The organism is Acidovorax sp. Leaf191 (assembly GCF_001424425.1).
Classification (GTDB): domain Bacteria; phylum Pseudomonadota; class Gammaproteobacteria; order Burkholderiales; family Burkholderiaceae_C; genus Acidovorax.
On record NZ_LMPT01000001.1, the window covers coordinates 193,988 to 206,826 of the forward strand.

Genomic DNA, 12,839 nt, shown 5'->3' on the forward strand with positions numbered 1-12,839 from the left:
ACAACCAGCGGTAGGGCCCCAAACACATCACATCAAGGATGCGCAGGCCCCGCCCGTACGCGCGCCAGGGCCTCCGGCACATTGCTCCACGCGGGCCGGCCCGGCGCATAGCGCTGGCGCATGTAGTGCGCCAGCTCGGTGACCTGCGCATCGCTGAGCGCATGGCCAAACGCGGGCATGAAGCCGATGTCGCGCGCGGCGGGCTCGCGGATGCCGTGCACGATGACCTGCAGCAGGTTGTCGGGCCGGTCGCTGTGCAGGTTGCTGTTGAGCGCCAGCGGGATGTTCACGCCCAGCAGCTTCGGGCCGTCGCCGTCGTGGTGGCAGGCGGCGCAGGCGCCGTTGAACAGGCGCTGCGCCTGGCCGGGCTGGGGCGCGAGTGCGGCGGCCTGGGCCACGGCGGCCAGGGCCGTCGCCTCGCGGGCCTGCACGGCATCGGCGGCGGGCTCGGTGTCCGCGGTGAACGAGGCGAGGTAAGTGGCCATGGCGCGGATGTCGCCATCCGGCAGGTGCGCCAGCTCGCGCACCACCGGTGCCATGGGGCCCGAGGCGCTGCCGTGCTGCGCGCTGTGGCCATGGCGCAGGTAGCTGTAGAGCGACTCCGCGCTCCACGGCACGGGCGCTTTCGACAAGGCGGTGAGCGCGGGCGCCTCCCACCCGTCGACCATCGCGCCCGACAGGAAGGCGGCACCGCCCATTTCAGCACCCATCGCATTGCGCGGCGTGTGGCAGGCGCCGCAGTGGCCCACGCCCTGCACCAGGTAGGCGCCGCGGTTCCACTCGGGCGGGCGCGTGGGATCGGGCTTCCAGGGCGTGGCGTCGTGGAACAGCGCGTTCCAGCCGGCCATGAGCGGGCGCACGCTGAACGGGAAGGCCAAATCGGTTTTGGGCACCTCCGCGCGCACCGCGGGCTGCGCCATCAGGTAGGCGTACAGCGCTGTCAGGTCGTCGTCGCTCATCTTCGCGAACGCGGTGTACGGGAACGCGGGGTACAGGTGCTTGCCGTCGCGCGAGATGCCTTCGCGCATGGCGCGCTGGAAGGCGCTGAACGACCACTGGCCGATGCCGGTCTCGGCGTCGGGCGTGAGGTTGGTGGTGTAGACGGTACCGAACGGCGTCTCCATGCCGCGCCCGCCGGTGTTGGGCGTGCCGCCGGGCGCCGTGTGGCAGACCACGCAGTCGCCTGCAGCGGCCAGCAGGCGGCCGCGTTCGATGGTGGCGGCGTTGTAGACCGCCGCGCCGCCCGCCGTCTGCACCACGGGCGCGATGGACGGGCGCCAGCCCAGCAGTGCGGCGCCCAGGGCCAGCCCGCCAGCCAGCAGTGCACCGCCGCGCGCCCACAGGCTGCGCCGGCGCGGCCAGGTGGCGGTGGCAGGCACGGCGGGTGCCGGCAGCTCCAGGGTGGGCAGCACGTCGGCCGGCGGGGTGGGCGTGCTGCCCTCGTCGCCGGGCCGCCCGCGGCCTGCGGCCTCGGCTGCCGCGGTGAGGGGGTTCAAGCCCGCCCGCACGACCTCGGGCGTGAACGGCGGCGCCCGAAAACGAACGCCCGTGGCGTCGAAGATCGCGTTGGCGATGGCCGCCGTGCCGGGCACCGAGGACGACTCGCCCGAGCCCAGCGGCGCCTCGTCCTGCCGGGGCATGTGCATGACCTCGATGACGGGCACTTCACGAAAGCTCAGGATGGGGTAGCTGCCCCATTCGCGGTTGTCCACGGCCTGCTTCACGGGCTCGAACGTCACCTGCTCCTTGAGCGCGCGGCTGGTGGTCTGCAGCACGTTGCCGTGCACCTGTTGCTCCACGCCCGCCGGGTTGACCATGAGGCCCGCGTCGTGCCCCACGACCACGCGGCGCACATGCACCTCGCCGGTCCGCTTGTTGACCTCGACATCGGCCACCCAGGCGGCCCAGGCCGCGCCGAAGCCGGGCCACTTGCTGTGGATGTAGCGGGCGTACGCAAAGCCCTGGCCCTGCACCCAGTCGCCATCGCTGCCACCGTCCAGCTCACGCTGCTGCGGGCCGGTGCGGCGCACCCAGCCGGCCTTCTCGGCCGTGGCCTGCACCAGCTCGGCCGCACGCGGGTCGTTCAGCAGCTGCAGGCGAAAGGCCACCGGGTCCACACCCGCGGCGGTGGCCAGTTCGTCCACATACGATTCGTGCGCGAAGGAGTTGGGCAGTGCAGAAACGCCCCGCAGCCACGATGCGCGCACGATGGGCGGCATGTCGTTGACCGCCACGCGCAGGTTGTCGTACTGGTAGGGCGGGCGCGCGGTGCGGTCGCCCATCTCGTAGGCCTGGGCCACGGGCTCGATGGTGCGGGTGAGCAGCAGGGCCAGCGTGGGCGCGCCGTTGGACGGGTAAGAGGTCTCGAAGTCGTACGCTGCCACCGAGCCATCGGCGTTGAGCCCGCCACGCACCTGCATGAGCTGCGCCGTGCCCTTGGGCTCCCACAAATGCTCCTGCTCGCGCGTGAGCTGCACCCGCACCGGGGCGCCCACGGCGCGCGACAGCAGCGCGGCGTCGGCCGCCACGTCGTCGGCGCCGTTGCGGCCGTAGCAGCCTGCGGCCTCCATGCGGATAAGGTCGATGTCCACATCGCCCATGCCCATGAGGCGGGCCAGGTCGGCGCGCAGCACGTGCGGATTCTGCGTGCCGGCCCACACGGTCATGCGCGGGCGACCGGTGCCATCCTGCGCCCGCCACTCGGCCACCGCGCACGACGGGCCGATGGACGCGTGCATCTGGTAGGGCCACACGTAGGTGCGCGGCATCGGCTGGTCGGCCGCGGCCAGGGCTGCGTCCACATCGCCTTCGTCCACCAAGCGGCGCTGCGTGGCCGGGTTGGCGCGGATGGCCTGGGCGATGGCCTCGGGGCTGTCCTGACGCGGAAAGCCGGGCCAGTCCTTCCAGTGCACGCGCAGCTCGCGCAGGGCCTGCTCGGCCTGCTCCTCGCGCTCGGCGACGATGCCCACGAAGTCGCGGATCACCACCACCGCGCGGATGCCGGGGATGTGCGCGATGGACGCCTGGTCCACCGATGCCAGCGTGTTGCCGATGAAGTCGCCATGGTCGGCCCCCGCATACGGCGGGCGCACCACGCGGCCGTGCAGCATGCCGGGCACGCGCATGTCGTGCACAAAGACCAGCTCGCCGCTGACCTTGGCGGGGATGTCCACGCGCGGCACCGACTGGCCGACCACGCGGTAGTCGGCCGTGGGTTTGGTGGGTGTGGCGTCGGACAGCTCCAGCACCGTGTGCTGGCCCGCCAGCAGGTCGCCGTAGCGCAACTGCTGCGCGGAGTCGGCCGCCAGCTGCACCACGCCGCCCGACACCTGCAGCGCGTCCGCCGGCACGTTCAGGCGCGCTGCAGCGCGGGCCACCAGCCAGTGGCGCGCCTGCGCTGCGGCAAGGCGCAGCGGCTTCGCGTGGATCTGGATGGAGGCGCTTGCGATGGTGGCGCCCTGGTTGGGCGCGCGCGTGGTGTCGCCCAGCACCATGTTCACCCGGGCCAGGTCCACGTCCAGCTCTTCGGCCACGATCTGCGCCAGCGCGGTGCGGATGCCGGTGCCCAGGTCCACATGGCCGTTGAGCGCGGTCACGCTGCCGTCGTCCCACACGGCGATCAGTATTTCGACGCCCTCGGCCGGGTTGCCGGCCACCAGCGCGGGCTGGCCCTTGACCGGCGGCGGCGCGGGCGGCGGGTTGCGCACCACCAGCAGCACGCCGTCGGCCGCGTGGAAGTCGGCGCGGGTCAGGGGCGTGTGGGCGCGCAGCGGCGCAGTGCTGGCGGGCGGTGTGCTCATGCCCTGGCCTCCTGCATCAACACCGCCGCGCGCTGCACGGCGCGGATGATCTCCACATGCGTGCCGCAGCGGCACAGGTTGGCCGACAGCTCGCGGCGGATGGCGGCTTCGTCCGGGTGGGGATTTCGCTCCAGCAAGGCCACGGCCATCATCACCATGCCGTTCAGGCAGTAGCCGCACTGCGCGGCCTGCTCGTCGATGAAGGCCTGCTGCACCGGGTGCCGTACTGCAGTGGTGCTGCAGCGCGCGGGCAGGCCCTCCAGCGTGGTCACCTCACGCCCTGCCACGCCCTGCGCCGGAATCACGCAGGCCCGCGCGGCCACGCCGTCCACCAGCACCGTGCACGCCCCGCACTGCCCCAGCCCGCAGCCGTACTTGGGGCCGTTGAGCGCCAGGTCGTTGCGCAGTACGTGCAGCAGCGTGGCGCTGCCGGACGTGGCTGCAGGCAGGGGGCAGGGCTGGCCGTTGACAACAGCGACTAACTGCATTTGCTGGATGGTTGTTTACTTCGGACGAAAGACACGGTTGCTGCGTCAGCGACGTACGACACTGACGCAGCCCAAGTCAGGGGCCGCCGCGGAAGGGCCGCCCCGCCCCGCTGGCGGCGTCCCCCTTCCCGCATTGCGCAGCAATGCGAGAGAAGGGGGAAGGCGCGAAACGCCACAGGGGGTTGCACCATATCCTTAGCGCTTGAGCGCTCCGGTGCGCGTGTACATCTCCAGGTCCACGAAGTTCGAACCGTTGTGGTTGGCGGGGCCGTACTGCAGCGGAAAGTCGCCGATCTTGGTCGTGCCCATGTCTTCCAGCGCCTTGATGAAACCGTCGCGCGTGAGATTGCGGCCCGCGCGCTTGAGGCCTTCCACGAACACGCGCGCGGCGATGTAGCCCTCGAGCATGGTGTAGCTGTCGATCTTCTCGCCCGCGTCGGTGCGGTCCTTGCGGTAGTCCACCACGATGGGCATGCGGCTGGCCTGCGGCGACGGCACGATGCTCGCCGTGACCAGGCCTTCGATGCCGCCGTTCAGGCGCTGCGCCGAGCCCGGCGCATCGGTGATGCCCACCGAGATGGTGTACAGCGGCGACGCGGCGCCCGCCGCGCGGTAGTCGCGCAGGAAGACCTCCACCATCTTGCCGGCCATGATCATCACCACCGCGCCGGGCTGGGCCTTGGTGAGCGTGGCGACCTGCGCCTTGGCGTCGGTGGCGGCGATCTCCATGGGCACGGATTCGACCACCTTGACCTTCAGGCCCTGCGCGATCTGCAGGCAGGTGTCGAGGTTGGACTTGCCGAACGCGCTGTTCTGGTAGATGACGGCGATGTTGGTGATGCCCAGCGTGGCCAGGTGGCCCACGATCTTGCGCAGCTCGGTCTCGTAGCTGGCGCGCACATGGAACAGATAGCGGTTGTGCGTGGTGCGGAACGACGTGGTGCCCACCAGCGGCGCGAACATGGGCACGCCCGCCTTCTCGGCCAGCGGCATCGCGGCGATGAGGTTGCCCGTGGCCACGTAGCCGATCAGCGCGAAGACCTTGTCCTCGTCGATCAGCTTGGCGGTGTTCTCGGCCGTCTTCTTGGGGTCGTAGGCGTCGTCGTGCGACACCAGCTCCAGCGTGCGGCCCTGCACGCCGCCACTCTTGTTGACCTTGTCGAAGACCAGCGCGATGCCGGCCTTGTAGTCCACCCCGAAATCCTTGGCAGGCCCGGTGAACACGGCCGACTGCCCCACCTTGATGCGGGAGTCCGTCACTCCGGTCTCGGCGGCGGCCGGCCCCGCCCCCGCCAGAGCAGCGGCGGCCAGGCTTGTGAGCACCACCCGGCGGTCGATGCGCCCTTCCTCCATCCCACGAAACTTCATGAAACGCTCCTTACATCAAAGGCGCAATCTTCCCTTTAACTGGAGGGGCTTTGCAACACTTTCTGCGGTGTGTTGTGAATCCGTCAAACGCCTGGCGCCGCGGCGCCGGCGCTGCGGGCGGTCACGCGATGTCGATGTCGCTGGACTGAATGCGTTTGACGCCTTTGGCGGCCATGTTTTTCCAGGCGGCGGCGAGCGAGCCGTTGAGGTCGATGGCGCGGCAGGCATCCTCGACCACGTACGTCTCAAAGCCCAGGCGCCTGGCATCGAGCGCCGTCCAGGCTACGCAGAAGTCGGTGGCCAGGCCGGTGACGAACACCGCCCGGATGCCGCGCTGCTTCAGGTACCCCGCCAGGCCCGTGGATGTCTTTCGGTCCGCCTCTTCGAACGCCGAATAGCTGTCCACGTGCTGGTGGAAGCCCTTGCGCAAGATCACCTGCGCCTGCGGCACTTTGAGGTCCTTGTGCAGCGCTGCGTCGTCGGTGCCCTGCACGCAGTGGTCGGGCCACAGCACCTGCGGGCCGTAGCTGAGCTTGGCGGTTTCAAACGGCTTCTTGCCCGCATGGCTGCTGGCAAACGAGGCGTGGCCCTGGGTGTGCCAGTCCTGCGTGACCACCACGTTCTCGAAGGCGGTGGCGATGCGGTTGATGACCGGCACCACCTCGTCGCCCTGGGCCACCGGCAGGGTTCCACCCGGCACGAAGCAGTTCTGCACATCCACCACGATGAGCGCTGCGCGCTCGCCAGGTTTGATCTTGCCCGCCGCCCACGCGGTGGGAAGGCAGACGCCGGCCACGGTGAACGCGGCCGATTGGAGAAGAAGGCGACGACGCGGTGCAGTTGGCATGGTGAACACTCCGGTTGGGAACGCACTGACACATCGGCGGCGGCCCGGTGGGGCCACCGCCGGGGATTCGCTTCACACGCTGAGGTAGGCTCGCCGGACTTCCTCGTTCGCCGCCAGTTCGGCCATCGTGGCCTGGTAGCGGATCTGGCCCTTTTCCAGCACATAGGCGCGGTCGGAAACCAGCTCGGCAAAATGCATGTTCTGCTCGGACAGCAGGATGCTCACGCCCTGCCCCTTGAGCTCCAGGATCATCTGCGCCATCTGCTCCACGATGACGGGCGCCACGCCCTCGGAGGGCTCGTCGAGCAGCACCAGGTACGGGTTGCCCATGAGCGTGCGGGCCACGGTCAGCATCTGCTGCTCGCCGCCGCTCATGCGGCCGCCCGGGCGCTGGGGCATCTCGCCCAGGTTGGGGAACAGCTTGAACAAGGCCTCGGGCGTCCACAGCGGGGCGGCCGTGCCGTCGGGCCACTGGCGGGCCGGCTGGCGGCCCACCTCCAGGTTCTCCATCACCGTGAGGTCGGTGAACACGCGGCGGTCCTCGGGCACGAAGCCCAGGCCCAGGCGGGCCGCGTCGTGCGGGTCGCTTTTGGACAGGTCCTTGCCCATGAACTGGATGCTGCCCTTGCGCTTGGCGAGCATGCCCATCAGCGTCTTGAGCGTGGTGGACTTGCCCGCGCCGTTGCGGCCCATCAGCGCCACGACCTCGCCGCGGCGCACTTCCAGGTCGACGTCGTAGAGGATCTGCGCGGCGCCGTACCAGGCCTGCAGGCCCTGGGCTTTCAGGAGAACTTCGTTCGTTGCGCTGCTCGTCATGGTCATGCCGTCTCCGCCGCCGGGGCCGCTGCGGCCGATGCTGCTGTTTTCTTCTCGAAGGTCTTGCCGGTGCCGAAGTAGACCTCCTGCACCTTGGGGTGGTCGCGCAGCTCCAGCGGCTTGCCTTCGGCGATGAGGCGCCCGCGCGCCAGCACGATCATGCGGTCGGCATACGCGAACACCACGTCCATGCTGTGCTCGGTGAACAGCACGGCCATGCCGCGGTCGATCACGAGCTGCTTGGTCAGCGCCATCAGTTCGTTGCGCTCCTTGGGCGCCATGCCGGCGGTGGGCTCGTCCATGAGCAACAGCTTCGGGCTGTTGGCCATGGCGATGGCCAGCTCCACGCGCTTGACGTCGCCATAGGCCAGCACGCTGCAGGGGCGGTCGGCCTGGGACTTCATGCCCACCTGGTCGAGCAGCGCCAGCGCCTCGTCGCGCTTGTGGTCCGCGGCCTTGCGCCACATCGAGAACAGGCGGCTGTCGCTGGAGATCAGCGCCATCTGCACGTTCTCCACCACGGTGAGCGAGGCGAAGGTCTCGGCGATCTGGAAGGTGCGGCCCACGCCCATGCGCCAGATGTCGCGGGGCTTGCGGCCCACCAGCTCCTGCCCGTCGAGCTGTATGGAGCCCACGTCGGCCGGCAGCTGGCCGTTGACCATGTTGAAGGTGGTGGACTTGCCGGCGCCGTTGGGGCCGATGAGCGCCAGCAGCTCGCCCGCGGCCAGCTCGAAGTGGATGCCATCCACCGCCTTGACGCCGCCGAACGACTTGCCCAGGCCCGTGACTTTGAGCAGGCTCATGCCTGGCCCTCCTTCATGTTCTTGGCTTCGCGCCGGTTGTCGAAGACCTGCTTGATGGCGCCTGCGATGCCCTGCGGGAAGAGCAGCACCAGGATGAGGATGATGGCGCCCAGCATGGCGCGCCAGTAGTCGGTGTTGCGCGCCACGGTGTCGTGCAGCCAGGTGAAGGTGACCGCGCCCACCACGGGGCCGGCCAGGGTCTGGATGCCGCCCAGCAGCACCATCACCAGGCCGTCGACCGAGCGGCCCACGTGCAGCGTCTCGGGAGAGATACTGCCCTTGGAGAACGCGAACAGCGCGCCGCCCAGGCCGGCGAACAGGCCGGCGATGACGAAGGCCGTCCACTGCATGCGCTTGACGTCGATGCCGATGGCATCCGCGCGCAGCACGGAGTCACGCCCCGCCCGCAGCGCGTAGCCGAAGGGCGAGTACAGAATGCGGCGCAGCAGCAGCACGCCGCCCACGACCAGCGCGAGCGTGAGGTAGTAGTAATTGCGCTTGTCCGACAGCCAAGCCGCGGGCCACACGCCGGTGAGGCCGTTGCTGCCGCCGGTGAAACCGTCCCACTGGTAGCAGATGGCCCAGGTGATCTGCGCGAAGGCCAGCGTGAGCATGGCCAGGTACACGCCCGACAACCGCACGCAGAACCAGCCGTACAGCAGCGCACCGGCGGCCGCCGCGAGCGGCGCCACCACCAGGGCCAGCTCCATCGGAATGCCGGCCGAGCGCACCAGCAGCGCTGCCGCGTAGGCCCCCAGGCCAAAGTACGCCGCATGGCCGAACGAATGCATGCCCGCCGGCCCCATGATGAAGTGCAGGCTGGCCGCGAACAGCGCGGCGATCAACAGGTCGATGAACAGCACGGTGAGGTAGGGCGAGCCGGCCGTGAGCATCGGCAGCAGCACCAGCACGGCCAGCAGCGCCATGCCGCCGATCTTGAACCAGCGGTCCGGCGCACGCAGCGGTGCCTCGGGCAGGCCGGTATTGCGGCTGGCGGCCTGCGGGCGGCCCATCAGGCCCCAGGGGCGCACCACCAGCACCACGGCCATCACGAGGAATTCGACCACCAGCGTGAGCTTGGAGAACGAGACGCTGTAGCCGAAGATTTCGACCACACCGAGCCAGATGCACACGGCCTTGATCTCGGCGATGAGCAGCGCGGCCACATACGCACCGGGGATGGAGCCCATGCCGCCCACCACCACCACCACGAAGGCGGCGCCGATGGTGTTGAGGTCCATCTCCAGCGTGGCGGGCTCGCGCGGCAGCTGCAGCGCGCCACCGAGGCCCGCCAGCAGCGCGCCCAGCGCGAACACCGCGGTGAACAGCCAGGCCTGGTTCACGCCCAGGGCGCTGACCATCTCGCGGTCCTGCGTGGCGGCGCGCACCAGCGTGCCCCAGCGGGTGCGGGTGAGCAGCAGCCACAACAGGCCCAGCACCACCGGGCCCACGACGATGAGGAACAGGTCGTACGACGGGAACTGGCGGCCCAGGATGTCCACCGATCCCGACAGGCCTGGTGCGCGCGGGCCGAGCAGTTCTTCGGGGCCCCAGATCCACAGCGCCGCATCCTTGATGACCAGCACCAGCGCGAACGTGGCCAGGAGCTGGAAGAGCTCGGGCGCCTTGTAGATGCGGCGCAGCAGCACCACCTCGACCACCGCGCCGAGCGCTCCCACCACCACGGCAGACAGCAGCAGCGCAGGCCAGAACGCGAGGCCCGTGCCCAGCTTGGCCACCATGGAATAGGCCACGTAGATGCCCACCATGAAGAACGAGCCGTGCGCAAAGTTCACGATGCGCGTGACGCCGAAGATCAGCGAGAGCCCGGCGCCCACGAGGAACAGCGAGGACGCGCCCGCCAGTCCGTTGAGCAGCTGAACGATAAAACTCGAAAAACTCATTCCAGATCCTTCGGGGTCACGGCAAAGTTCATCCCTGCAGGTCGGTGCCTGCGGTGTGGGTGAGGCAAACGCGCAGCGCCATCCCAAGCCGTTCGGGCTGAGCTTGTCGAAGCCCTTCGCAGCGCTTCGACAAGCTCAGCGTGAACGGTGGTGCAGCTTTTTACAGATCACACTGGCAGGGAGATGGCGATCGCAGGCGCCCACGCGGGGCCGCCTGTTGAACGCGCACTCAGTCTGCCGCGCGCAGCTTCTTGACTTCTTCGTTGGTCGGCTGCACCTTGGCGCCGTCCACATAGCGGTAGTCCACCATCACGCCCTTGCCGCCTTCGTTCTTGGTGCGGCCCACGTAGCTGCCCATGGTGGACTGGTTGTCTTCCGCGCGGTAGGTGGCGCGGCCGAACGGTGTGGTGACCTGCAGGCCCTTGAACGCGGCGATGAGCTTTTCGGTATCGGTGGAGCCGGCTTTCTTGATGCCTTCACCCAGCGACTTGATGGCGCTGTAGCCCACGACGGAACCCAGGCGCGGGTAGTCGTTGAACTTGCCCTGGTAGGCCGTCATGAAAGCCTTGTGCTCAGGCGTCTGGATGCCGTACCAGGGGTAGCCGGTGACGATCCAGCCGTTGGGGGCTTCGTCCTTGAGCGGGTCCATGTACTCGGGCTCGCCGGTCAGCAGGCTGACCACCTCGCGGTCCTTGAACAGGCCGCGGGTGTTGCCTTCGCGCACGAACTTGGACAGGTCGGCACCGAACAGCACGTTGAAGATGGCATCGGGCTTGGCGTCGGCCAGGGCCTGCACCACGCTGCCCGAATCGACCTTGCCCAGCGGCGGCGCTTGCTCGACGACGAACTCGACATCAGGCTGCGCGGCCTTGAGCAGTTGCTTGAACGTGGCCACGGCCGACTGGCCGTATTCGTAGTTGGGGTACACCAGCGCCCAGCGCTTTTTCTTCAGGGCCACCGCGTCGGGCACCATCATGGCCACCTGCATGTAGGTGGATGCGCGCAGGCGGTAGGTGTAGCGGTTGCCGTTTTGCCAGACGATCTTGTCGGTCAGCGGCTCGCTGGCCAGGAAGAAGAACTTCTTTTGCTTGGCGAAGTCGGTCAGCGCCAGGCCGATGTGCGACAGGAAGGAGCCGGTGAGCACGTCCACCTTCTCGCGCGAGACCAGCTCTTCGGCCACGCGCACGGCATCGCCCGGGTTGGCGTTGTCGTCGCGGATCACCAGCTGCACCTTCTTGCCCAGCAGGCCGCCCGATGCGTTGATCTCGTCCACCGCCAGCTCCATGCCCTTCTTGTAGGGCTCCAGGAAAGCGGGCTGCGCCTTGTAGCTGTTGATCTCACCAATCTTGATGACATCCTGTGCGTGCACAGGGGCCAGCGTGATGGCCAGCGCGGCTGCGGCCGTGGCACGCATGAGGTTTTGTCGCATCGTCATGGGAACACTCCTGGAAAAGGTAGGGTGGGTGTGGGAGATGGTCGGGAACGGGGGAGATGGTAGTGCGGTACGGCGCATTCAGCGCAGGCCGTCCACGCCCTGGATGTCGGCGACCTGCAGGCCACCGATGCGGGGCATCGGGCGGCCACTGTCGGTGACGACGATGGCGACCACGATCTCGTTGGCGCGGGGCGCATCGGCCACGCGGGCCTCCATGGCGTCGAAGTGGCTGCGCACGTAGGCGGCATCCTTGTGGCCCAGGGGCACATCGATGGCGGTGCCCAGGCCGCCGATCTTCTTGCTGGACGGCACGAGGGCGGCGCCCTTTTCGACCGCCACGCGCAGCGGCGCGCCGAGCTTGGGGTGCAGGATGGCGGCGGCGTGTTCCAGCTCGCCGGCCTCGCCCACGATGGCGGCCTTGCCGTAGCTGTGCGCCTGGCCGGGCTCGATGCCCAGGGCCAACACGCAGCGCTGGCCGAGCAGCGCGCCCAGCTCTTCGCCGATGGCCGTGAGCTCGTCGAGGTTCTCGGCGTAGCGGCCGGCGAACGGGTTCTCGATGACGGCCATGGCCAGGGCCTTGCGCACGGGCGGCTGCACGTCGCGGCCCATCTCCACACGCACTTCGTCGGTCTGCACGATGATTTTCCGGATCTTGGCGGGCATGTCTTGTACTCCTGGGTTCTTGTACTGTTGCGTTCGTGTTGTGGTGCGGGACCCTAGCGCAGGCCGTTCCACTGGCTGATGTCCTGCGCCTTGAGGCCGCCCACGCGGGCGTGCACGCGCGGGCCGGTGGTCATGGCCAGGATGAAGACGATCTCGTCGGCCAGCGGCGCACCGGGCACGCGCACCTCCATGGCATCGAAGTGGCTGCGCACGTAGCTGGCGTTGATGTGCGTGAGCGGCACGTCGAGCGCAGCACCCGGGCCGCCCACCTTCTTGGTGGAAGGCACGATGGACAGCGCGTTGGCGGGCTGCCCCGTCTTCTCTTCGGCCTGGCCCTTGGCGTAGGCGTTGCGGTCGCCCTTCCAGCCCAGCAGTTCGCGCATGGCGTAGCCGCCCGGCACATGCCACAGCGCGCCGTGCTCCAGCTCGCCGGCCGCGCCCACGATGGAGCCCTTGCCGTAGGTCTCGATGCGCTCGGCGGGCACGCCCATGGCCTTGAGCAGCCGCTGCGCCATGTCCAGGCCCACGTCCTGCAGCGCCTCCATCATGGGCAGGATGTCGGCCTCGTAGCGGCCGGCGTAGGGGTTGGTCAGCACCGCGCCGATGGCACCCCGCAGCAGCGGCACATCGGCCACGGGACCGAACTCGTGCCGGATGTCCTCGAGGTGGGTGAAAACGCGTCGTATCTGGATCATGGGATGGCCTGTGGGCTTGT

10 protein-coding genes are annotated in these 12,839 nt (G+C 69.1%); all 10 read right to left on the reverse strand.

Features of this window, described 5'->3' with window-relative positions; all coding sequences use genetic code 11:
- Nucleotides 1–32: 32 nt before the first annotated feature.
- Nucleotides 33–3,800 (reverse strand): molybdopterin cofactor-binding domain-containing protein, encoded by a 3,768-nt coding sequence (locus tag ASG27_RS00825; RefSeq protein WP_056410343.1) that lies wholly within the window; start codon nt 3,798–3,800, stop codon nt 33–35.
- Nucleotides 3,797–4,288: a (2Fe-2S)-binding protein gene (locus tag ASG27_RS00830; RefSeq protein ID WP_056410345.1), complete on the reverse strand. Its 492-nt coding sequence runs from the start codon at nt 4,286–4,288 to the stop codon at nt 3,797–3,799. Before ASG27_RS00830 ends, ASG27_RS00825 begins: the two co-directional genes overlap by 4 nt.
- Nucleotides 4,289–4,483: 195 nt before the next feature.
- On the reverse strand, nt 4,484–5,656 hold the full coding sequence (locus tag ASG27_RS00835) for an ABC transporter substrate-binding protein (RefSeq protein ID WP_200912358.1): 1,173 nt from the start codon (nt 5,654–5,656) through the stop codon (nt 4,484–4,486).
- A gap of 121 nt (nt 5,657–5,777) precedes the next feature.
- The gene (gene pncA, locus ASG27_RS00840) at nt 5,778–6,503 is read right to left on the reverse strand and encodes a bifunctional nicotinamidase/pyrazinamidase (protein WP_056411548.1); all 726 of its coding nucleotides are present in this window, start codon (nt 6,501–6,503) and stop codon (nt 5,778–5,780) included.
- Between the two features lie 72 nt (nt 6,504–6,575).
- Complete coding sequence (locus tag ASG27_RS00845) at nt 6,576–7,325, reverse strand: ABC transporter ATP-binding protein (RefSeq protein ID WP_056410346.1); 750 nt, start codon at nt 7,323–7,325, stop codon at nt 6,576–6,578.
- Complete coding sequence (locus ASG27_RS00850) at nt 7,322–8,122, reverse strand: ABC transporter ATP-binding protein (RefSeq protein ID WP_056410348.1); 801 nt, start codon at nt 8,120–8,122, stop codon at nt 7,322–7,324. Before ASG27_RS00850 ends, ASG27_RS00845 begins: the two co-directional genes overlap by 4 nt.
- Complete coding sequence (locus tag ASG27_RS00855) at nt 8,119–10,026, reverse strand: ABC transporter permease (RefSeq protein ID WP_056163228.1); 1,908 nt, start codon at nt 10,024–10,026, stop codon at nt 8,119–8,121. The genes ASG27_RS00850 and ASG27_RS00855 overlap by 4 nt, the downstream gene beginning before the upstream one ends.
- Before the next feature lie 229 nt (nt 10,027–10,255).
- Nucleotides 10,256–11,461: an ABC transporter substrate-binding protein gene (locus ASG27_RS00860; protein ID WP_056410350.1), complete on the reverse strand. Its 1,206-nt coding sequence runs from the start codon at nt 11,459–11,461 to the stop codon at nt 10,256–10,258.
- Nucleotides 11,462–11,539: 78 nt separating this feature from the next.
- Nucleotides 11,540–12,124, reverse strand: coding sequence for an amino acid synthesis family protein (locus ASG27_RS00865; RefSeq protein WP_056410352.1), 585 nt, complete (start codon nt 12,122–12,124; stop codon nt 11,540–11,542).
- A gap of 53 nt (nt 12,125–12,177) precedes the next feature.
- Nucleotides 12,178–12,819, reverse strand: a complete 642-nt coding sequence (locus ASG27_RS00870) for an amino acid synthesis family protein (protein WP_056163220.1) — start codon at nt 12,817–12,819, stop codon at nt 12,178–12,180.
- Nucleotides 12,820–12,839: the final 20 nt, after the last annotated feature.